Below are 20,788 nucleotides of genomic sequence, written 5' to 3' on the forward strand. Positions count from 1 at the left end.
GACATGACCCCGAGCGTCGTCCTCGTCCTCGCGATCGGCGTGCTCTTCGCCGCGGGCGTCTACCTCCTGCTGGAGCGCAGCCTCACGCGCGTGCTGCTCGGCTTCATCCTCATGGGCAACGGCGCGAACCTGCTGTTCCTCGTCGCCGGGGGCCGGGCCGGGGGAGCACCGCTCATCGGCACGACGCCGGAGGACGAGATGAGCGACCCCCTCGTCCAGGCGATGGTGCTCACGGCGATCGTCATCACGCTCGGCGTCACGGCGTTCGTGCTCGCGATGGCCTACCGGTCGTGGCAGCTCCACGGCCACGACGAGGTGCAGGACGACCTCGAGGACCGTCGCGTCGCGCGGCACGCCGCGCGCAACGCCCCCGCGTTCGCGGACCTCGACACCGAGGAGAGCGGCGCGAGCCTCGACGACGAGGCCGCCGAGGTCCGCGACGAGACTGACGGCGACGGCGACGGGATCACGGACGTGCGGGGGACGTCATGAACCTCACCGCCACCGCGCTTGTCCCGCTGCCGGTCGTCCTCCCGCTCGTCGCCGCGGGCCTCACGCTCGCGCTGTGGCGCCACCCGCGCGCCCAGCGGATCATCACGGTCGCCACCCTGGCGCTCGTCCTCGCCGCCTCGGTGGGGCTGCTCGTCGCGGCGGACTCGGGGCCGATCGTCGTCGACGTCGGCGGCTGGGCCGCCCCGGTCGGGATCGACCTCGTCGCGGACCGGCTCTCCGCGCTCATGCTCACCGTCTCGGCCTTCGTCATGCTCTGCGTCCTGCTGTACTCGCTCGCGCAGGGCGTGGCCGACGGCGACGAGGAGGCGCCGGTCGCGATCTACCACCCGACGTTCATGGTCCTCGCGGCGGGGGTGTTCAACGCGTTCCTCTCGGGCGACCTGTTCAACCTGTACGTCGGGTTCGAGATCTTCCTCGCGGCGAGCTACGTGCTGCTGACACTCGGCGGGACGGGCGAGCGCATCCGGGCGGGGTCCATCTACGTCGTCGTGGCGCTGCTCTCCTCGATCGTCTTCCTCGTCGCGATCGCGCTCACCTACGCAGCCACGGGCACCGTCAACCTCGCCCAGCTCTCCGAGCGGTTCGGCGAGATCGACCCCGGCATGGCGCTGACGATCCAGCTCCTCCTGCTGCTCGCGTTCGGCATCAAGGCCGCGATCTTCCCGCTCTCCGCGTGGCTCCCGGACTCGTACCCGACCGCTCCCGCGCCGGTCACCGCGGTGTTCGCAGGCCTGCTCACCAAGGTCGGCGTCTACGCGATCATCCGCACCCAGACGCTGCTCTTCCCCGACGACAACGTGGTCGACGACGTCCTCATGTGGCTCGCGCTGCTCACCATGGTCGTCGGGATCCTCGGGGCCGTCGCGCAGAACGACATCAAGCGACTGCTGTCGTTCACGCTCGTGAGCCACATCGGCTTCATGATCTTCGGCATCGCGCTCGCGTCCGAGCCGGGCATGGCGGCCGCGATCTTCTACGTCGTGCACCACATCACCGTGCAGACGACGCTCTTCCTCGTCGTGGGGCTCGTCGAGCGGCGCGGCGGGTCGACGTCGCTCGACCGGCTCGGCGGCCTCGCCAAGCTCGCGCCAGGGCTGGCGATCCTCTTCTTCGTCCCGGCGATGAACCTCGCCGGGATCCCGCCGCTGTCGGGCTTCCTCGGCAAGGTCGGCCTGCTCCAGGAGGGCGTCGCGCAGGGCACCGGGCTCGCCTGGGCGCTCGTCGTCGGGTCGGTCGTCACGTCGCTCCTCACGCTCTACGCCATCGTCAAGGCGTGGAACAAGGCGTTCTGGCAGACGGCGCCCGGCGAGATCCCCACGGACGCGCCCCTCCCGCGCGGCATGGTCGGGCCGGCGACGGCGCTCGTCGCGTTCGGCCTGGCCCTCACCGTGGTCGCGGGCCCGCTCTACGCGTACACCGACCGCGCGGCCTCGACGCTGCTCGACGGCCACACCTACGTCGACGCGGTGTTCCGCGACGACTCGGGCCGTGGCCAGGGCGAGTCGAACGAGGTCGCGACGGGGGGTGAGGACGGATGAGCCTGCACCGCCGCCGCCGCAAGCTCGCGTCCGGGTGGTTCGAGCGCGCCACCACGCAGTGGCGCACCGTCCTGTGGCTCACGATCGTGTGGGTCATGCTCTGGGGCGACCTGTCGTGGGGCAACGTGCTCGCGGGCGCGCTCATCGGGTTCGCCGTCATCACCTTCTTCCCGCTGCCGTCGATCGCCGCGCGCGGACGGTTCCGCCCGTGGCCGTTCCTCGTGCTCGTGGGCCGCTTCGTGGCCGACCTCGTCGTCGCGTCGTTCCAGGTGAGCATGCTGGCGCTCAACCCGCGACACACGCCGCGCGGCGCCGTCGTCGGGGTGAAGCTCCGCAACCCGTCGGACGTGTACCTGACCCTCACGGCCGAGCTGAGCTCGCTCGTGCCGGGGTCGATCGTGGTGGAGGCGCACCGCCTCACAGGGATGCTCTACCTCCATGTGCTCGACCTCGACGCCGCGGGCGGGGTCGACCAGGTGCGCAGCGACACGCTCGCCCTCGAGGCGCGCGTGCTCCAGGCGTTCGCCTCGAACGACGACCTGCGCGCCGCAGGGCTGTACCACGGGCGCTCGACGCAGGAGGCGGTGAAGGCGTGAACGACACCGTCTACCTCGTCGTCGTCATCGCGAGTGCGGTCCTGCTCGCGGCCGCGGCGACGCTCGCGATCGTCCGGGCGGAACGTGGTCCCTCGATGCTCGACCGCACCATCGCCCTCGACGTCTTCACGACGACGCTCGTCGGGGCCATCGCGCTCGAGGCCGCGTTCTCGCGCCGCACCGACACGATCCCCCTCCTCGTCGTCCTCTCGCTCGTGGGGTTCGTGGGCTCGGTGACGATCGCGCGGTTCGCCTCGGTCGAGCCCGAGGACGAGGGCCGCATCCGGAGTGCCGAGGAGATCGCCGCCGAGGACGCCGAGCGCCGCGAGGCCGAGGAGGCCGACCGTGACGCCGCCGTCGACCCCGAGCACCACGGCGGCCCGCCCGAGGGGGAGGTGCGCTGATGGACCCGAGCAGCCCGTGGGACGTCGTGGCGGACGTCCTGTCCGCCGTCTTCCTGCTCTGCGGGGCGTTCCTCGCGTTCGCCGCCGGGGTCGGCGTCGTGCGCTTCCCCGACCTCCTCGCGCGCATGCACGCGGCGACCAAGCCGCAGGTCCTGGGCCTCATCCTCGTGCTCGCGGGCCTCAGCCTGCGCCTGCGGTCGTGGGGCCCGGTCGCGACGCTCTTCCTCGTCGTCGTCTTCCAGCTCCTCACGTCGCCGGTCGCGGCGCACATGGTCGGACGCGCCGGGTACCGGACCGGCAAGGTGCGCACCGACCTGCTCGACGTGGACGAGCTCACGCGCGACCAGGACGCCGCCGAGCGCGAGGACGAGGGCGAGCACGAACCCGGTCGCTGACCGAGGCTTCCCGCGCGCAGCGGACGGCGGGCTGATAGACCGGCACCATGGTCGACGCCACGCCGCCCGGAACCGTCCCCCAGCCGCCGGAGTCGCGCAACCCGCGGGTCGCCCGGCCCAGCGAGAGCGGGGACAGCACGCTCACCGTGGTGATCGCCTTCGTCGCCAACGCGGTCATCGCGGGCGCGAAGACCGTCGCCGCGATGGTCACCGGGTCCGCGTCGATGCTCGCCGAGGCCGTGCACTCCTGGGCGGACACGGGCAACGAGGTGTTCCTGCTCATCGCGGACCGCCGCTCGCGCCGCGCGGCGGACACCGACCACCCGCTCGGTTACGGCCGCGAGGCGTACGTGTGGTCGATGTTCGCGGCGATCGGGCTGTTCGCGGTCGGGGCGGGTGTCTCGATCACGCACGGCATCCAGGAGCTCGTGCACCCCGATCCGGCGGGCGACTTCGTGGTGGCGTACGCGGTGCTGGCGCTCGCGTTCGTGCTCGAGGGCGTGTCGTTCCTGCGCGCGCGCCGCCAGGCCCGCGACGAGGCCCGCGCCGCCGACCGCGACACGCTCCACCACGTGCTCGTCACGTCCGACCCGACCCTGCGGGCGGTCTTCGCGGAGGACGCCGCGGCGCTCGTCGGGCTCGTCGTCGCGTTCGCCGGCGTGCTCGCGCACCAGCTCACGGGCTCGCCGGTACCCGACGCGATCGGCTCGATCGTCGTCGGTCTGGTCCTCGCCGCCGTCTCCGTCGTGCTCATCGACCGCAACCGGCGCTTCCTCGTGGGCGAGGTGGCGCTCCCGGCGACGCGCGCCGCCGTCCTGCAGAAGATCCAGGAGCTCCCCGAGGTCGAGCGCGTGACGTACCTGCGGCTCGAGTTCGTCGGGCCGCGGGCGCTGTACCTCGTCGCGAGCGTCGACCTGCGGGGGAACGAGTCCGAGGAGTCGGTCGCGCGACGCCTGGACGACCTCGAGCGGCGCGTGACGTCGGTCCCGCTCATCGCGGGCGCGGTGTTCACGGTGTCGACGCCGGAGGAACCGTCGATCGCGTGACCCGCCGCCGCCGAACCCGGTGCCGAACCCGGGGTTGTCCCCGGACTCGGCGGGCGATCCGGCAACAACCCGGGGTTCGGCAGCTCAGGGGGATGGGCGAAACCTCCGAATCGGTACACATCGCTGGAGAACGTCGGTAGGGTCGAGCGATGTCCCCGCAGCGCACGCGCCGGCACACGCCCCGGCATAGCGCGGGCGCGCCGGTCCCGCCTCCCGTGGTGCCCGCCCGACGGCGCGGGGGGCCGTTCGCCCGGCACCTGCGGTCCGCGCCGCGCGTCGCGGTGACGTCCGGCGTCGCGACGGCGCTGCTGCTGGGTCCGCCGCTCGGCCTGACCATCGCGACCGCGACGGGGGAGGTGCGGCCCGAGCACGCGGGGCCGTTCGGCCCGGTCGTCGCGGCGATGCCCTGGCAGGGAGCCGATCCTGGTGCGTGGCTCGCAGAGCGGCTCCCGCTCGGGGCGTCGCGCACGCTCGCCGGCGACGGTCGCGACGACGTCGAGCCCGCGGGCGCGGCCGGGACCGACGGCGCGCAGGCACCCGACGGCGGGCCGCGGGACGGCGACGCCGACCCCGGGACGGCGGGCTCGGCCGACGGGACCGCGGCCGACGCCGCCGCTCCGACTCCCGCCGTGAGCCCTGACGCCGCTGCCCCGCCCGCAGGTGCGGCACCCGAGGACGGCACCGGAGGCGCGGGCGCCGACGGCGGCGGGGATCCGGCGTCGTCGGGCGCGGACGCGGGCTCGGGCACCCAGGCCGGTACGGAGACCGGCACGACGCCGGGCGCGCAGGCGCCGACGAACGGGCTCGCCGCGGCGCCGCCCGCAGGGCCGGGCACCCTCACGGCCGAGGGTGCCGCCGTCGTCGAGGCGACCAACGCCGAGCGAGCGGCCGCGGGATGCGCGCCGCTGACCGTGGACGAGCGGCTCACCGCCGCCGCGCAGCTCCACAGCGAGGACATGCTCGCCCAGGACTACTTCGACCACACGAGCCTCGACGGGCGCTCGCCGTGGGAGCGTGCCGAGGCGCAGGGCTACCCGAACCCCGGCGCGGAGAACATCGCCGCGGGCCAGAGTACGGCCGAGGACGTGGTGCGCGCGTGGATGGACTCGCCGGGGCACCGCGCGAACATCCTCAACTGCGACCTGAGGGAGATCGGCGTGGGGCACGCCGACCGCGTGTGGACGCAGCTCTTCGGCCGGGGCTGAGGAGCACGGCCGGGATCAGGCGAATTCTCGTGCCCCGGCCACGAGCCGGGTGCGTGCCGCGAGCCGGTCTCCGGTGTCCTGGATCCGGAGCAGCATCGCGGCCGAAGGCGTGACCTTTCCGCTCATGTAGGTGGAGAGCCGGGACGCCGAGGTGTCGACCTCCTCGGCGAACTCGCGGGCGGTGAGTCCCGAGCCACGTACCGCGCGGCGTACGAGGAGCGCGACACGCGCCGACTCGCCGGCCTGCGCGTCGGCGAGCGTCCGGGCGAGGAGGTCCGCCACGCCGGACGGTTCGACGACCCGGAGGGCTGTCCCGAGGTCCTGCGCCACCCGGCCGTACGGCTCGGCAGCGACGGCCCGTGCGATACGGCCCCAGTGCCGCCGGTAGCCGCGTTCGATCGCGGTGCTGATCCCTTCGACGCCCCAATCCTCGACGGGGTCGTCCGGGGTGGCGTCGATGTTGCGGAACTTCAGCGCCATGTCACCTCACCTCCTCGACCATCGCGCGCGCGACGTCCTGGCAGACCTCGACGACGTCCGACCACTTCCGCCACCGGCGCTCCAGCCCTTTGTACGTCGATAGCCGGCGCGTGATCGACGCGTCCTTCGGCCGGGGGTCCGCGAGCTGGACCACGATCTGGGTGGAGACGGGGCCCTCGTCGTGGACCTGGTCGGCGTAGTAGTCGTCGATCTCGGCAAGGACCCTGGCCGCCCTGCTCACTCCGTGGTGCTCCGACAGGGCGGCGACGTCGAGGTAGTCGCGCACCTGGTTGCGCTTGACGACGAGGAAGGCCTTCACCCGCAGCGTCTCGTCGAACGTCGGGACGGTCAGGTGCCGGCCCGAGGGCAGCTCGAGCCGTTCCGTCTCGAGCGGGCGCGTCCGGATGAGCTGCCGCACGCCCGCCTCGATGTCGCCGAGCTCGCCGAGGATGATCTTGCCCGCGCGCACCCGGTTCGTGACCCAGTCGCTCTCGCGCTCCAGGGCGTCCAGGACGACGTCGAAACGGTCACGCAGGTCGAGGACGACGTGATCGTGGTCGACGGAGAAGCGGTGGCCTGCGTGGAGCGCGGCAGCGCTCCCCCCGACGAGGACCGCGTCGGGGACGAGCTCCTGCAGGCGAGCTGCGGACTCCAGGAGGTCGTCAAAGGCGGGGATGTGCGCGGACTCGTCGACCACGGGTCGCTCCTTCCGTCGATCCGAGGCCTCGAGATTATCAGTTCTGATACGTCGACGCTTCGCGATCGAGCAGGCTCCGCTTGATGTCGAGCCCGTACCGGAACCCGCCGAGGCTCCCGTCCGTGCGGAGCACGCGGTGGCACGGCACGAACAGCGCCGCGGCGTTCATCGCGCACGCGCCGGCGGCGGCTCGCACGGCGGCCGGACGGCCCGAGAGCTCGGCGTACCGCGTGTACGTCACCGGGTCACCCGGCTCGACCGTGCGCAGCACGTCCCACGCGTGCGCGCGGTACGGGCCGGATACCTGGCGCACGGGCACGGCGTCGATCGCGTGGACGTCGCCCGCGTAGTACGCCCGGACCGCGGCGACGGCCGGGCCGACGGCGGGGTCGTCGTCGGGCACTTGTGTCACGTCCGTAGGGCGCAGGTCCGGGTGCACGAGCGCGACGAGCGCGCCGGCGTCGGTGGTCCAGCCCGAGGCGAGGACGGCGCCGTCGGGCGCGACGACGACGGTGAACGGGCCGTCGGGGGTCGCGAGGGTCGTCGTGACGGCGGTCGTGGTCGGCAGGGTCGTGGTCACGGGGTCTCCTCCGGGAGAAACGTCGGTGGGTCGGACGGCTTGGCGGACGGACGGGCAGGTGGCGGGGCGGTCGGACGGGCCGACGGCGCGGCGCGCCACAGGTGCATCGCGGCGTAGGAGCGCCAGGGGGCCCAGCGCTCGGCGCGGTCGACGAGGGCTCGACGGTCGTCGGGGAGCCCGAGCGCAGCGGCTCCGGCGCGGAGCGCGAGGTCGCCGTCGAGGAGGACGTCGGGGTCGTGCAGGACGCGCATCGCGACGTATCCGGACGTCCAGGGCCCGACGCCGGGCAGCGCCTCGAGCGTCGCGCGGAGCGTCGTGGGGTCGTCGGCGTGGGAGAGCCGCAGGTCGCCCTCGGCGACGGCCCGCACGGCCCCGAGGATCGCGGCGGTCCGCCGCGCGGGGCCGCGCACGTGGTCGGCCCCGCCCTCGGCGAGCTGCGCGGCCGTGGGGAACAGGAGCGTCGGACCGAAGCGCGACGCGTACGGGGTGCCGAGCGCGGCCGCGAGTCGCGACAGGTGGGTGCGGGCGGCCGCGACCGAGATCTGCTGGCCGACGAGCGCCCGCACGAGGATCTCCGTCGCGTCGACCGCGCCGGGCACGCGGATGCCCGGGGTCGTCCGGACCGACTTGGCGAGCGCGGGTTCGGCGGCCAGGGCCGCGTCCACCGCCGCGGGGTCGGCGTCGAGGTCGAAGAGGCGCCGGATCCGGGCGATCGCCGCGGGCAGGTCGGCGACCGACGTCAGCTCGAGCTCGACGTGGAACCGCCCTGTCGCGGCGCTCGCGCGCGGGGTGCGACCGCCGTCGGGCAGGGGGCCGTACGTGGCGCGGAACGCCCCGGGGCCGTGCGGCAGGGCGAGGGTGCGCGCGTAGGAGACGTGCGTGCGGCCCAGGTCCGCCACCTCGACGCCCTCGACGGCGCGCGCGGCGAGGAAGCCGAACACGCCGCGCGCGTCGTAGGGCTCGCGCAGCGGGAGGGTCAGGTCCAGGGTCGCCGGTGCGCCGCCGTCGGGCGGGGTCTCCGGCGCCGTCGCGTCCGCGGGGCGCCGGGACCCGGGTCGCGAACCGGCCGGCGACCCGGCGCGGGCGGTCCGCGCCCGGCGGCGCAGCTCGCTCGGAGTCGTGTCGAACACCTCGGTGACGGTGTCGTTGAACTGCCGGATGCTCCCGAACCCCGCCGCGAACGCGACGTCGGCGAGCCTCAGGTCCGTGCCGGTGAGCAGCGCGCGGGCGGTCTGGGCGCGCAGCGCGCGGGCGAGCGCGACCGGTCCGGCACCGAGCTCGGTGACGAGCACGCGGTGCACGTGGCGCGCCGAGTAGCCGAGCCGTGCCGCGAGGCCTTCCACGCCCTCCCGGTCCACGACGCCGTCGGCGACGAGCCGCATGGCCCGCGACGAGAGGTCGTGGGTCAGGTCCCAGCACGGGGTGCCGGGCACCGCCTCGGGCAAGCACCGCTTGCACGCGCGGTACCCGGCCTCGTGCGCGGCGGCAGAGGTGAGGTAGAACGTGACGTTCTCCGGCTTCGGGGTGCGCGCGGGGCACGACGGGCGGCAGTAGATGCCGGTGGTGCTCACGGCCGTGATGAACTGCCCGTCGAAGCGCTTGTCGCGCGAGGCGATCGCGCGGTACCGCTCGGCGAACACCGGGTCGTCCGCGGGCGTCGTCGCGGTGCCGGTCGCGGTGCCGTTCGAGGTGCGGGTCGCGGGTCGCGGTGAGTCGAGGGCCGTGGTCATGGCTCGATCCTCACCCGGCGGCAGGGGCGTTGGCTAGCGGGATTCGGACACGGCGGTCGGGCCGTCGTCGTCGCGGTCCTGGAGCAGGTCCAGGAAGCGCCGGAGGGAGTCGGTGAGCTCGGCGATCGTGTCGTCCCCGAGCCCGGCGACGAGGGCGTCCTCGTGCGCGAGCAGTGCGTCGACGGTGCGTTCGAGGAGCGCGTGGCCCGCGGGTGTGAGCTCGACGTAGACCGCCCTGCGGTCGTGGTCGTCGTCGCTCGTGCGCCGCACGAGCCCGTCCGCGGTGGCCCGGTCGACGCGTTGCGTGATCGCGCCCTTGCTCACGCCGCACCGCTCGGCGAGCTCCGTGACGCGCAGGCGGTACGGCGGGCCTGAGCGCCGCAGCTCCGAGAGGAGGTCCCGGATCGCCGGCTCCATCCCGAGTGCGGCCATGGTGCGACGGCGGTCGTCCTCGAGGATCTTCGCGATGCGACGCACGCGCGTGAGGACGCCGATCGACCGGACGGGCAGGTCGGGTCGCTCGCGCCGCCACGCCGCAGCGATGTCGTCGACGTCGTCGTGCGGGTCGGGTGTTGACACGCTACGAAGTTTAGGCCTAAACAAGATGTCATGACCAGCTCTCAGGGATTACGCCACGTCGTCGTCACGGGCGGGGGGACCGGCATCGGGCGCGCGTGCGCCGAGCGCTTCCTCGCGGCGGGGGACGCCGTCTGGGTCACCGGCCGTCGACCGGGCCCGCTGCACGACGTCGCCCGGCACGCGGGCGCGACGGCGGTCCCGTTCGACGCGACGGACCCGGCCGCGGTGACGGCGGCGCGCGACGCGCTCCCCGGCCGGGTCGACGTGCTCGTCCACTGCGCGGGCGGGCTCGTCGACGTGCCGCCCGCGCCGGAGGGCGCAGGTCTCGTCGACCGGCTCGCGGTCGTGGCGTCGTCGTGGCGGGCAGCCTACGACGCCAACGTCGTCTCCACCGTGCTGGTGACCGACGCCCTGCGGGACCGGCTCGCGGACGGCGCGCGCGTCGTCGCCCTCGGGTCGATCGCCGCGCGCCAGGGGGCGGGGGAGTACGGCGCGGCCAAGGCCGCGCTCGAGGCGTGGGCCGCGTCCGAGGCGCGGCGGCTCGGCCCGCGTGGGGTCACGGTCAACGTCGTGGCACCCGGCTTCACGGAGGCGACGGAGTTCTTCGGCGACGCGATGACCGACGCGCGGCGCGAACGGCTCGTCGGTGCGACACTGACCGGGCGTGCCGGTACGCCCGACGACGTCGCTGCCCTCGTCGCGTTCCTCACCTCGCCCGAGGCCGGGCACGTCACGGGTCAGGTCGTCCCGGTCAACGGCGGGGCGCAGCTCGCGCGCTAGATCCCGCGTCGGGCGGCGAATCCGAGGTTGCGCGTCACCGTCGTGCGCCGAACCCGGGTTTGCGGATGGGCCAGGAGGAAACGTGACACACAACCCCGGGTTCGGCGGGGCGGTGCCGGGGCGTTCGCCGACCCCGGACCCTCGCCGACCCCGGACCCTGGCCGTCAGACGCGTGCGTCGAGCCAGTCGAGCACCTCGCGCAGGTAGGTCGAGCGCGCGGGCTCGGGCGAGAGCGCGAGGTCGTGCGCGCCGCCCTCCACCGTGACGACCGTGACGTCGTCGCCGAGCCGCGCCGCGCGCGAGGTGATGTGCTCGACGTCGAGCACGCTGTCGGTCGTGAGGAGCGCGTCGTGCCACCCCGACGCCGGGCCGCTGCGCGCCGAGGCAAGCACGAGCACCGGGCAGTCGACGCGCAGCCCGCGGGCCACGCGCGCGTGGCCGCGCCGGATCGTGCGCACGAATCCCGCCCGCGCCGGGAAGCCCTCGATCGGCTTCCACGCGAGGTCGAAGTCCCACTCGCCGCCCGTGCTCGCGTGCAGCGCCTGCGCCCAGTGCGGGTCCAGCTTCCCGACGACGACGCGCGGCGCCACCCGCCCGACCACGTCGATCGCCCGCGTGACCGGGACGCGGTAGACCCACGACCTGTTGAGGTCGAACCACGGGCTGTTGAGCACGAGCGCCGCGAGCCGTCCGGGGCGCGCGTCGGCCCACAGGCTCGCGACGAGGCCGCCGGTCGAGTGACCGAGCACGACGAGCCGCTCGTGACCCTCGGCGCGGATCGCGCGCGCGGCGGCGTCGAGGTCCTGGGCGTAGACGGCGAGGTCCATGGCGAAGTTCGGGTCGTCGTCGGGCCGCCACGGCGCGCCCGAGCCGCGGCCGATCGAGCGGCCGTAGCCGCGCAGGTCGAGCGCGTAGAACCGGTACCCGCGCGCCTCTACCGCCTCCGCGACGTGGGTCTGGAAGAAGTAGTCGATGTACCCGTGCACGTACAGGACGGCGGGCCGCGCGTCGTCGGCGTCGTTCTCGGGCACCGGCTCGGGTACCGGGTCCCGGCGCCGCACGAGCGTGGCCACCGCGCCGTCGGGCAGGTCGAGGTTGCGCGCGACCCACGCGTCGCCCAGCACGTCCGGCCGCCACTCCTGCTGCGTGTCCGTCTGGTCCACCGTCGCCTCCTCGCTGCCGGCCCGTCCGACGTGTCAGCGTCCCACCGTGTCCCGGGCACGTCGAGCGCTGACACGTCGTCGCACCGCCAGAGTTGTCAGCGCTCCAGGGACCCAGGAGGCCGTGGGGCGCTGACAGCTCGGGGCGGCGGTACCGTGGCGCGGTGACGAGCGAGATCCTCGCCCGCGTCGACGACGGCGTCGGGCACCTCACCCTGGACCGCCCCCGAGCGCTCAACGCTCTCGGCTACCACCTGCTCGGCGAGATCGCCGACGTCCTCGACACGTGGGGCGCCGACCCCGCTGTCCGGGTCGTGCTGCTCGACGGCGCGGGGGACCGCGGGCACTGCGCGGGCGGCGACATCCGCGAGCTGCACACGTCGATCGTCGCCGGGCGGCAGGCCGACGCGCGGCGCTACTTCCGGCGCGAGTACGCCGTCGACGCGGCGCTCGCCGAGCTGCCCGTGCCCGTCGTGTCGGTCATGGACGGCATCACGATGGGCGGCGGCGTGGGCCTGAGCGCGCACGCGCCCGTACGCATCGTCACCGAGCGCTCGCGTGTCGCGATGCCTGAGACGCGGATCGGGTTCACGCCCGACGTCGGCGGGTCGTGGCTCCTCGCGCGCGCCCCCGGGCGCCTGGGCGAGATGCTCGCGCTCGGTGCGGTCACGATGGACGCCGCCGACGCGATCCACGCCGGGATCGCGGACCACTACGTGCCGAGCCGCCGGCTCCCCGAGCTCCTCCCGCTGCTCGCGGACGCCGCGAGGAGCGGCCCGCTCGGGCCCGACGACGTCCGTGCCCTGGTCCTGACCCTCGCCGGGGAGCCGCCGTCGTCGGTCCTCGCCGCGCGCCAGGAGCAGATCGACGCGGCCTACTCCGCGGACACCGTCCCCGGGATCGTCGCCCGGCTGCGCGCGGCGGCCCGCGACGGGGACGATCGTGCCGCCGCCGAGGCGGACGAGCTCGAACGCCTCTCGCCGACCGCGGTCACCGTGGCGCTCGCGGCGATCCGCAGCGCACGGACCCTGCCGGACCTGCGCTCCGCGCTCGAGCAGGAGTACCGGCTCGTCTCGTGGTTCGTCGACACGCGGCCCGACCTCGTCGAGGGCATCCGGGCGCAGGTCGTCGACAAGGACCGCAACCCCGCCTGGCGGCCGGCGACGCTCGCGGAGGTCGACCCCGACCTCGGAGCGACTGCCCTCGCGTACGTCCCGGCAGAAGCGCTGTGGGGCGACGACGGGTCCTGACGCGCCCGAACGACGACGGCCCGCCACGGGGTTCCGGGGCGGGCCGTCGACCTGTCTCTCGCGAGCGGAGCGCTCGTCAGTCGCGCGGCGGGCGCAGCCTGGTCGCGTCGTCGATCTCGTCGTCGGGACCGCCCTGGTCGTCGGGGCCGGTCGGGCCCTCCGCGCCGGTCGGGCCGTCGGGTCCCGGCTGGGGCGGGAGCGGCTGGGTCGGTGCATGTTGGGCCGGTGCCAGCCCCTGGTACGGCGGCAGCGGCTGGGTGGGCGCCGGCGGAGCGGGCGGGAACGGCGTGGTCGGGGAGGCCTGCGGGTGCCCGCCGGGGGTCGAGGGCTGCGGCGCGCCGGGAGGGGCGAACGGCGCCGCCGCTCCCGGGTAGCCGCTCTGCTGCTGCGGCGGCGCGGGCGGCTGGGCCCCGGGCTGGCCGGGCTGCTGTGCGCCGTACGACTGAGGGCCGCCCGGCTGGCCGTGCTGACCGGGGTACTGCCCCTGCTGACCGGGGTACTGCCCCTGCTGACCGGGATACCCACCCTGCTGACCGGGGTACTGACCCGGCTGGCCCTGCTGACCGGGGTACTGACCCGGCTGACCCTGCTGACCGGGGTACTGGCCCTGCTGGGGCTGGCCCGGAACGCCGTAGGGACCCTGCTGGCCGGGCTGCGCCGGGTAGGCGCCCTGCTGGAACGCGTTCGCCTGATCGTCGTGCGCCGGCTTCGACCGGAGCACGAGCCACAGCACGAGGCCGATGATGCCGAGCAGCAGGATCCCGCCGACGAGGAAGAGGACCCACCAGGGGAAGCCCGACTCGGAGCCGGAACCTGAGTCCGCGCTGTCGGTGGTGCCGGTCGTGCCGTCGTCGGTGCCCTCGTCCGTCGTGCCGTCGGTCGACCCGTCCGTCGACTCGCTCCCCGCGGATCCGTCGGCGATGGCCGAGCCGCGGGCGGAGAGCTCGGTGACCTCGCCGACCGTAGGACGCCAGGTGACCGTGTTCCCGTCGACCTCGCCGTTGGTCTCCGTGATCTCGCCGGGGAAGGTGATCGCGATGACGACCTCGAAGCCCTCCATCATCTGGCGGGTCATCTCGTCGGACTCGGACTCGGGGTCGGCGCCGTCGAGACCCAACTCCGCGTCGGACATGTCCATCGATCCGGAGACGACGAACTCGTCGCCCTCGCGCGCGATCGACAGCTCGTCGGCGCCGCCGGTCGACATCTCGGAGACCGGCTGGTCCGTGTAGGTGAGGCGGGTGCCGGTGTACCCGTCCTCGGCGTACGGCTCCTGCGTCGCCCCCGGGGGCAGCGAGCCCTCCGCCTCGGAACCGAGCTGGTCCCACAGCGCCTGCGGGTCCTGACCGAGCGCCTCCGCGGTCTCGTCGGAGATCGCCATGATGACGCTGCCGTCGGCCGTGTCGTCCTCGTTGAGGGTGAAGCTCATGTCGATCTTCATGCACCCGGCGAGGAACAGTGCGAGGGTGGCGAAGAGGGCGCTGAGGCCGAGTCGTCTGCGCAGGGCGGGAGAGGTCACCCGCCCAGCATGTCGCGGATCAGTGCCCGAAGCGAGGTTCGATGCCGATTTGAGACGGAATGCGGCGGGAGTTCATCCGGTCGGGCGACGCCGTACGCGCCGAACCCGGGGTTGTCCCCGGATCGGACACCGGAACGGCCCACAACCCCAGGTTCGGCAGCACGTCTCGTCGACGCGTCCGAGGCTGACGGATCGAAGTTGAGCGGAATACACTCAACTTCGGAGTCGTTCCACTGGTCAGACCAGACTTTCGAGCACCCGGAGCACTGATGGAGACGAAGTTCACGACGATGTCGCAGCAGGCGATCGGCGAGGCGATCCAGACCGCGTCGGCCGCCGGCAACCCCCAGCTCGAGCCCACCCACCTCCTCGCCGCGCTGCTCACGCAGGACGGCGGGGTCGCCGTCGGCCTGCTCGACGCGGTCGGTGCGGACAAGCAGGCGATCGGGCAGAAGGTCCGCGCGGCGCTCGTCGCGCTGCCCACGGCGAGCGGGTCCGCCGTCGCGCAGCCGACGCCGTCGCGCGCCCTGTCCGTCGTCCTCGAGAACGCGTCCAAGGAGGCGCAGGGCCTCGGTGACGAGTACGTGTCGACGGAGCACCTGCTCCTCGGCATCGCCGCCGGGTCGTCGCAGGCGGCGACGATCCTCCAGCAGGCCGGCGCGACCGCCGACGCGCTGCGGTCGGCGCTGCCCGCCGTCCGCGGGAGCGCGCGCGTGACGAGCCCGAACCCCGAGGGCACGTACAAGGCGCTCGAGCAGTACGGCACCGACCTCACGGCCGTGGCCGCCGAGGGCAAGCTCGACCCGGTCATCGGGCGCGACTCGGAGATCCGGCGCGTGGTGCAGGTGCTGAGCCGCCGCACGAAGAACAACCCCGTCCTCATCGGCGAGCCGGGCGTCGGCAAGACGGCTGTCGTCGAGGGTCTCGCGCAGCGCATCGTCGCGGGCGACGTGCCGACGTCGCTGCAGGGCAAGCGCCTCGTGTCGCTCGACCTCGCGAGCATGGTCGCGGGCGCGAAGTACCGCGGTGAGTTCGAGGAGCGGCTCAAGGCCGTCCTGGAGGAGATCCGGTCCTCCGACGGCGAGGTCGTCACGTTCATCGACGAGCTGCACACGGTGGTGGGGGCCGGTGCCGGCGGAGAAGGCGCGATGGACGCCGGCAACATGCTCAAGCCCATGCTGGCCCGCGGCGAGCTGCGCCTCGTCGGCGCGACGACGCTCGACGAGTACCGCGAGCACGTCGAGAAGGACCCGGCGCTCGAGCGGCGCTTCCAGCAGGTCTTCGTGGGCGAGCCGTCGGTCGAGGACACCGTCGCGATCCTGCGCGGCCTCAAGGAGCGGTACGAGGCGCACCACAAGGTGACGATCGCCGACTCCGCGCTCGTCGCCGCGGCGTCGCTCTCCGACCGGTACATCACCGGCCGCCAGCTCCCCGACAAGGCGATCGACCTCGTCGACGAGGCGGCGTCGCGCCTGCGCATGGAGCTGGACTCGTCGCCGATCGAGATCGACGAGCTCCAGCGCGCCGTCACGCGCCTCGAGATGGAGGAGGTCGTGCTCTCCGAGTCCACCGACCCCGCGTCGCTCGAGCGCCTGGAGAAGCTGCGCGCCGACCTCGCCGACCGCCGCGAGGAGCTCTCCGCGCTCACCGCGCGGTGGGAGGCCGAGAAGGCGGGGCACAACCGCGTCGGCGACCTGCGCGCGAAGCTCGACGAGCTGCGCGTCCAGGTCGAGCGCGCGATCCGCGAGGGCGACCTCGAGACCGCGGGACGCCTGCAGTACGGCGAGATCCCCCAGGTCCAGCGCGAGCTCGACGAGGCCGAGCGCGAGGAGGCCGCGGAGGGCGCCGCGGACGCCCTCGCCGACCCGTCGCAGGCGCCGATGATCGCGGACAAGGTGGGCGCGGACGAGATCGCCGAGGTCGTGTCCGCGTGGACCGGCATCCCGGCGGGCCGCATGCTCCAGGGCGAGAGCGAGAAGCTCCTGCACATGGAGGGCGTCATCGGCGAGCGCCTCATCGGCCAGCAGGCCGCCGTGCGCTCGGTGTCCGACGCCGTCCGCCGCTCGCGCGCGGGCGTCGCCGACCCGGACCGCCCCACGGGCTCGTTCCTCTTCCTCGGCCCCACGGGCGTCGGCAAGACCGAGCTCGCCAAGTCGCTCGCAGACTTCCTCTTCGACGACGAGCGCGCCATGGTGCGCATCGACATGTCGGAGTACTCCGAGAAGCACTCGGTGGCCCGGCTCGTCGGGGCGCCCCCGGGGTACGTCGGGTACGAGGAGGGCGGCCAGCTCACGGAGGCCGTGCGGCGTCGGCCGTACTCGGTCGTGCTGCTCGACGAGGTCGAGAAGGCCCACCCCGAGGTCTTCGACATCCTCCTGCAGGTGCTCGACGACGGCCGTCTCACCGACGGCCAGGGTCGCACCGTCGACTTCCGCAACGTCATCCTCGTGCTCACGTCGAACCTCGGCTCGCAGTTCCTCGTCGACCCGATGCTCGACGACGCCGCGAAGCGCGAGGCCGTGATGGGCACCGTCCGGGCGAGCTTCAAGCCCGAGTTCCTCAACCGCCTCGACGACGTCATCGTCTTCGACCCGCTGACGCTCGACGAGCTCGGCCGGATCGTCGACATCAGCGTCGCGCAGCTCGCGCGTCGCCTCGCCGACCGTCGCATCACGCTCGACGTCACCCCGGCCGCGCGCGAGTGGCTCGCACTCGAGGGCTTCGACCCCGCCTACGGCGCGCGCCCGCTGCGCCGGCTCGTGCAGCGCGAGATCGGTGACCGGCTGGCCCGGATGCTGCTCGCGGGCGACGTCGCCGACGGCGACGTCGTGGTCGTGGACCGCGAGCCGGACACCCAAGGCCTGACCCTCGCGACGGAGGTCCTCACCGCCTGACACCGCACGAGGGTGGTGCGGGTCGAGCACCGGTGAGCGACCGCCCGCCCGCCACGACATACTCGGGGACGTGCCGACCGACGAGACCCCCGAGCCCACCACCCGCCCGCGCGCCGACGACGCGCCGCGGCGCTCCGCCGTCATCGTCAACCCGAACCGCGTGGACGGCCTCGACGAGCTGCGCGCGACGATCGTCGCCCGGCTCGCCGAGGCCGGCTGGCCGGAGCCCGCGTGGCTCGAGACGACGGCCGAGGACCCGGGGACCGGCCAGGCGCGCCAGGCCGTGGACGACGGCGCGGAGGTCGTGTTCGTGAGCGGCGGCGACGGGACCGTCCGGGCCGTCGTCGAGGGGCTCGCGGGGACCGAGGCCGCCCTGGCGATCCTGCCGGGCGGGACGGGGAACCTGCTCGCCACGAACCTCGGGATCCCCACGGATGCCGAGGAGGGGATCCGGCTCGTCCTGGGCGGTGGGCGCCGCACCATCGACGTCGGGGACGCGGAGGGCCAGATCTTCGCCATCATGGCCGGGATGGGGCTCGACGCCTCGATGATGGACGACGCGCCGACGGCGCTCAAGGCGAAGGCCGGGTCGATCGCCTACGTGTTCTCCGCGATCAAGCACCTCGCCGACGACGAGATGCACCTCGAGGTGACGGTGGACGGGCGGACGCGCCGCCGTCGGGCGCGGACCGTCGTCGTCGGGAACGTCGGACGACTCCAGGGCGGGACGAACCTTCTGCCGGACGCGGAGCCCGACAACGGGCAGCTCGAGGTGGCGATCATCGCGCCCCAGAACCTCAAGCACTGGGTCCAGCTCCTGTGGGGCGTGGCGCGCGGCAAGAGCCGGGTGCCGAGCCGCGAGGTCGTGCGCGGACGGGAGGTCTCCGTCGTCTCCGACCGGCCGCAGCCGCGCCAGCTCGACGGCGACGTCATCGAGCCCGCCGAGCGGCTCGACGTGTCCGTGCGGCCCGCGGCGCTGCACGTGTGCGTGTACCAGCCCGAGGAGTCGGAGGACCTCGCCGAGGGCGCACCCACCAAGAGCTGACGCGCGGGGCCGGGGCGGACGGCCCGGCCCTGCACCCGGAGGTCCGGCAGGATGAGCGCATGAGCGCTCCCGAGTCCTGGCCCTCGCCCGGCACGCCCTCGTCGGGCACGTCCGCGTACGGCACCCCCTCGCCCGGCCCGTCCCCGTACGGCCCGCAGACGCCCGCCCCGGCCGCGCGACGGTCGCCGCTCGCCGTCGTGGCGTTCGTCGCGGGCGTCGCGACGGTCCTCGTCGGCTCAGCGTTCACGCTGGCCTTCCCGCTCTTCCTGTCGTCGTCCGGGTACTCGGCGACGTCCGTCGGGGTGCTGCAGCTGGTCAACGGAGTCCTCACGGCCGTCGTCGGCCTCGTCGCGGTGATCGCGGGCGGGATCGCGCTCGTGCGTCGCGCACCGGGCACGGCGCTCGCCGCCGCCGGGACCGCGCTCGGCGCGGCGGCGCTCCTCGGCGTCGTCCTCGCCCTCGTGCAGGGCCTCCTGTACCAGGTGGTCTGACGCGCCCGTGCGGGGCTTCGACGCGCTCGGTAGGTTGCCCTGGGGAGTTCGCCGCACGGGGGAACGCAACGACCGGGGGAGCCGACATGGCGGGTGAGGCGACGACGTCCCTCGGGTACGTCTCGTGATCGAGCTGGAGCACGTCACGAAGCGGTACGGCGACAAGGTCGCGGTCGAGGACCTCAGCCTCACCGTCCGCACCGGGCGCGTCACGGGGCTGCTCGGCCCCAACGGCGCGGGCAAGTCGACGACCATGCGCATGATCCTGGGCCTGCACCGGCCGACCAGCGGCACGGTCCGGGTCGACGGTCGCCCGTTCGCCGACGACCCGGCGCCGCTGACGGCGATCGGGGCCATGCTCGATGCGCACGCCGTCCATCCGGGGCGAACCGCGCGCGCCCACCTGCGGTCGATCGCGCTGACGCACCGGCTGCCTGCGCGGCGTGTCGACGAGGTGCTCGAGCTCACGGGGCTGAGCGGCGTGGCGAACCGGCGGATCGGCACCTACTCCCTCGGGATGGGCCAGCGCCTGGGGATCGCCGGGGCGCTGCTCGGCCGGCCGCGCACGCTCGTGCTCGACGAGCCCGCGAACGGGCTGGACCCGGACGGGGTGCACTGGGTGCGCGAGCTCGTGCGCTCGCTGGCGGCGGGCGGCACGACGGTGCTCGTCTCGAGCCACCTGATGAGCGAGATGGCGCAGACCGCGGACGACCTCGTCGTCCTGGGGCGTGGACGGCTCGTCGCGGCCGGGCCGCTGGACCAGGTCGTGGCGAACGCGACGACGGGCAGCGTGCGCGTCCGCGTCGCGGACGATCCGGGCCCCCTGACCGCTGCCCTCGCCGAGGCGGGCGCGCGCGTCGACCGAGCCGGCGACGGCGTGCTCACCGTGACCGGCCTGGCGAGCGAGGACGTCGGCGCCCTCGCGCTGCGCACGGGCACCGTGCTCGCCGAGCTCGTCCCGCAGCAGGCGTCGCTGGAGGAGGCGTTCTTCGCCCTGACCAAGGATGCCGTCGAGTACACCGCACCGGAGGCGTCATGACCGTCCCGGCCGATCCCTCCGCCCCCGAGATCGCCCGCCCCCGGCTCGTGTTCGGCGGCCTCCTGGCGTCCGAGGCCCTCAAGGCGTGGAGCCTGCGCTCGACCCGGTGGCTCGTCGTTCTCGCGCTCCTGCTGCCGATCGGCATCGCGGTCGTCACCGTGCTCAGCGGGCGCTCCGACGTCACGAGCCACGCCGCGGCGCTGGGTGTGGTGCTCGGTGCGGTGGCGGACACCAACTACGTGCCGCTGCTCCTGCTCGTGTCGCTCGGCACGCTCGTCGGCACCGCCGAGTTCGAGCGCGGCGCGGCGACCACGACCTTCGCCGTCGTGCCGCGCCGGACGCTGGTCGTGCTGGCGAAGGTCGTCGTGGTCGTCGTGACGGCGTTCCTCGTCTCGCTCGTCTCGGGACTGGTCTCGTTCCTGCTCGGCTCGGTCCTGGTGGCCGGTGACCCGCCCGTCGGGCTGTCCGACCCCGACGTGGCGCGGGTGCTCGCCGGGACCGCGCTGTTCCAGGCGGCGGCCGCCACGATCGCACTTTCCGCGGGGCTCCTGCTGCGCTCGAGCATCGCGGGGGTCGCGGCGACCCTCGGGTTCGTCTTCGTGGTCCCCGCGGTGCTGCAGGCGATCCCTGTGGAAGCCGTCGCGTGGTTCGCACGCACGCTGCCGGGGCCCGAGTCCGCCGTGCTGGAGGTGCCCGACGCCGCGAGCGGTCCGGGAGCGCTCGTGTGGAGCGTGGTCGCCGTCCTGGCCTGGACCGCAGCGACGGTCGCCCTCGCGTGCGCCGTCGTGCGGCGCCGCGACGTCTGACGCGACCGACGGGACCGACGGCGCTCCCGTGACCGGCGTGC

The 20,788-nt window shown here is 74.2% G+C and carries 21 protein-coding genes; 14 read left to right on the plus strand and 7 right to left on the minus strand.

Features of this window, described 5'->3' with window-relative positions; all coding sequences use genetic code 11:
- The first annotated feature begins 3 nt into the window (after positions 1 to 3).
- The 7 genes from AC4H2H_RS04575 (at position 4) to AC4H2H_RS04605 (ending at position 5,697) form a co-directional block, all read left to right on the plus strand.
- Positions 4 to 492: a Na(+)/H(+) antiporter subunit C gene (locus tag AC4H2H_RS04575; RefSeq protein WP_494369631.1), complete on the plus strand. Its 489-nt coding sequence runs from the start codon at positions 4 to 6 to the stop codon at positions 490 to 492.
- A complete protein-coding gene (locus tag AC4H2H_RS04580) occupies positions 489 to 2,051 on the plus strand; it encodes a Na+/H+ antiporter subunit D (protein WP_494369632.1) in 1,563 nt (520 codons plus the stop codon). Before AC4H2H_RS04575 ends, AC4H2H_RS04580 begins: the two co-directional genes overlap by 4 nt.
- Positions 2,048 to 2,647 carry a Na+/H+ antiporter subunit E gene (locus AC4H2H_RS04585; protein WP_494369633.1) on the plus strand — a complete coding sequence of 200 codons (600 nt, stop codon included), beginning with the start codon at positions 2,048 to 2,050 and terminating at the stop codon, positions 2,645 to 2,647. The genes AC4H2H_RS04580 and AC4H2H_RS04585 overlap by 4 nt, the downstream gene beginning before the upstream one ends.
- Positions 2,644 to 3,051 carry an MrpF/PhaF family protein gene (locus AC4H2H_RS04590; RefSeq protein WP_494369634.1) on the plus strand — a complete coding sequence of 136 codons (408 nt, stop codon included), beginning with the start codon at positions 2,644 to 2,646 and terminating at the stop codon, positions 3,049 to 3,051. Before AC4H2H_RS04585 ends, AC4H2H_RS04590 begins: the two co-directional genes overlap by 4 nt.
- On the plus strand, positions 3,051 to 3,446 hold the full coding sequence (gene mnhG / locus AC4H2H_RS04595; protein WP_494369635.1) for a monovalent cation/H(+) antiporter subunit G: 396 nt from the start codon (positions 3,051 to 3,053) through the stop codon (positions 3,444 to 3,446). Before AC4H2H_RS04590 ends, mnhG begins: the two co-directional genes overlap by 1 nt.
- A gap of 47 nt (positions 3,447 to 3,493) precedes the next feature.
- Entirely contained in the window at positions 3,494 to 4,492 is a 999-nt protein-coding gene (locus AC4H2H_RS04600; RefSeq protein WP_494369636.1) for a cation diffusion facilitator family transporter, read from the plus strand.
- 149 nt (positions 4,493 to 4,641) lie between these two features.
- Positions 4,642 to 5,697: a CAP domain-containing protein gene (locus AC4H2H_RS04605; RefSeq protein ID WP_494369637.1), complete on the plus strand. Its 1,056-nt coding sequence runs from the start codon at positions 4,642 to 4,644 to the stop codon at positions 5,695 to 5,697.
- Between the two features lie 15 nt (positions 5,698 to 5,712).
- Here the strand turns inward: AC4H2H_RS04605 and AC4H2H_RS04610 are convergent, their stop codons facing one another.
- The 5 genes from AC4H2H_RS04610 to AC4H2H_RS04630 are packed head-to-tail and all read right to left on the minus strand — an operon-like array spanning position 5,713 to position 9,763.
- The gene (locus AC4H2H_RS04610) at positions 5,713 to 6,177 is read right to left on the minus strand and encodes a helix-turn-helix domain-containing protein (protein WP_494369638.1); all 465 of its coding nucleotides are present in this window, start codon (positions 6,175 to 6,177) and stop codon (positions 5,713 to 5,715) included.
- Position 6,178: 1 nt separating this feature from the next.
- Positions 6,179 to 6,874, minus strand: a complete 696-nt coding sequence (locus AC4H2H_RS04615) for a nucleotidyl transferase AbiEii/AbiGii toxin family protein (RefSeq protein ID WP_494369639.1) — start codon at positions 6,872 to 6,874, stop codon at positions 6,179 to 6,181.
- Positions 6,875 to 6,911: 37 nt separating this feature from the next.
- Complete coding sequence (locus AC4H2H_RS04620) at positions 6,912 to 7,454, minus strand: methylated-DNA--[protein]-cysteine S-methyltransferase (protein WP_494369640.1); 543 nt, start codon at positions 7,452 to 7,454, stop codon at positions 6,912 to 6,914.
- A complete protein-coding gene (locus tag AC4H2H_RS04625; protein ID WP_494369641.1) occupies positions 7,451 to 9,184 on the minus strand; it encodes an AlkA N-terminal domain-containing protein in 1,734 nt (577 codons plus the stop codon). The genes AC4H2H_RS04620 and AC4H2H_RS04625 overlap by 4 nt, the downstream gene beginning before the upstream one ends.
- A 33-nt stretch (positions 9,185 to 9,217) precedes the next feature.
- The gene (locus AC4H2H_RS04630; protein ID WP_494369642.1) at positions 9,218 to 9,763 is read right to left on the minus strand and encodes a MarR family winged helix-turn-helix transcriptional regulator; all 546 of its coding nucleotides are present in this window, start codon (positions 9,761 to 9,763) and stop codon (positions 9,218 to 9,220) included.
- A 30-nt stretch (positions 9,764 to 9,793) separates the two neighbouring features.
- Between AC4H2H_RS04630 and AC4H2H_RS04635 the strand changes: the two genes are divergently transcribed.
- Entirely contained in the window at positions 9,794 to 10,543 is a 750-nt protein-coding gene (locus AC4H2H_RS04635) for an SDR family NAD(P)-dependent oxidoreductase (protein WP_494369643.1), read from the plus strand.
- Between the two features lie 164 nt (positions 10,544 to 10,707).
- Here the strand turns inward: AC4H2H_RS04635 and AC4H2H_RS04640 are convergent, their stop codons facing one another.
- Complete coding sequence (locus tag AC4H2H_RS04640; RefSeq protein ID WP_494369644.1) at positions 10,708 to 11,706, minus strand: alpha/beta hydrolase; 999 nt, start codon at positions 11,704 to 11,706, stop codon at positions 10,708 to 10,710.
- 161 nt (positions 11,707 to 11,867) lie between these two features.
- Between AC4H2H_RS04640 and AC4H2H_RS04645 the strand changes: the two genes are divergently transcribed.
- On the plus strand, positions 11,868 to 12,953 hold the full coding sequence (locus tag AC4H2H_RS04645; protein WP_494369645.1) for an enoyl-CoA hydratase/isomerase family protein: 1,086 nt from the start codon (positions 11,868 to 11,870) through the stop codon (positions 12,951 to 12,953).
- A 76-nt stretch (positions 12,954 to 13,029) separates the two neighbouring features.
- On the opposite strand, the gene AC4H2H_RS04650 is transcribed toward AC4H2H_RS04645, so the two are convergent.
- The gene (locus AC4H2H_RS04650; RefSeq protein WP_494369646.1) at positions 13,030 to 14,472 is read right to left on the minus strand and encodes an LppM family (lipo)protein; all 1,443 of its coding nucleotides are present in this window, start codon (positions 14,470 to 14,472) and stop codon (positions 13,030 to 13,032) included.
- A 269-nt stretch (positions 14,473 to 14,741) separates the two neighbouring features.
- Between AC4H2H_RS04650 and clpB the strand changes: the two genes are divergently transcribed.
- The 5 genes from clpB to AC4H2H_RS04675 all read left to right on the plus strand — a co-directional run bounded on the left by clpB (position 14,742) and on the right by AC4H2H_RS04675 (position 20,747).
- Positions 14,742 to 17,366, plus strand: a complete 2,625-nt coding sequence (gene clpB, locus AC4H2H_RS04655) for an ATP-dependent chaperone ClpB (RefSeq protein WP_494369647.1) — start codon at positions 14,742 to 14,744, stop codon at positions 17,364 to 17,366.
- 70 nt (positions 17,367 to 17,436) lie between these two features.
- Positions 17,437 to 18,411 carry a diacylglycerol/lipid kinase family protein gene (locus tag AC4H2H_RS04660; RefSeq protein WP_494369648.1) on the plus strand — a complete coding sequence of 325 codons (975 nt, stop codon included), beginning with the start codon at positions 17,437 to 17,439 and terminating at the stop codon, positions 18,409 to 18,411.
- Positions 18,412 to 18,470: 59 nt separating this feature from the next.
- Complete coding sequence (locus AC4H2H_RS04665) at positions 18,471 to 18,902, plus strand: hypothetical protein (RefSeq protein WP_494369649.1); 432 nt, start codon at positions 18,471 to 18,473, stop codon at positions 18,900 to 18,902.
- A 124-nt stretch (positions 18,903 to 19,026) separates the two neighbouring features.
- On the plus strand, positions 19,027 to 19,941 hold the full coding sequence (locus tag AC4H2H_RS04670; protein WP_494369650.1) for an ABC transporter ATP-binding protein: 915 nt from the start codon (positions 19,027 to 19,029) through the stop codon (positions 19,939 to 19,941).
- Positions 19,938 to 20,747 (plus strand): hypothetical protein, encoded by an 810-nt coding sequence (locus AC4H2H_RS04675; RefSeq protein WP_494369651.1) that lies wholly within the window; start codon positions 19,938 to 19,940, stop codon positions 20,745 to 20,747. The genes AC4H2H_RS04670 and AC4H2H_RS04675 overlap by 4 nt, the downstream gene beginning before the upstream one ends.
- The last annotated feature ends 41 nt before the right edge of the window (positions 20,748 to 20,788 follow it).

The sequence above is a fragment of the Cellulosimicrobium sp. BMG9.22 genome (genome assembly GCF_059159975.1).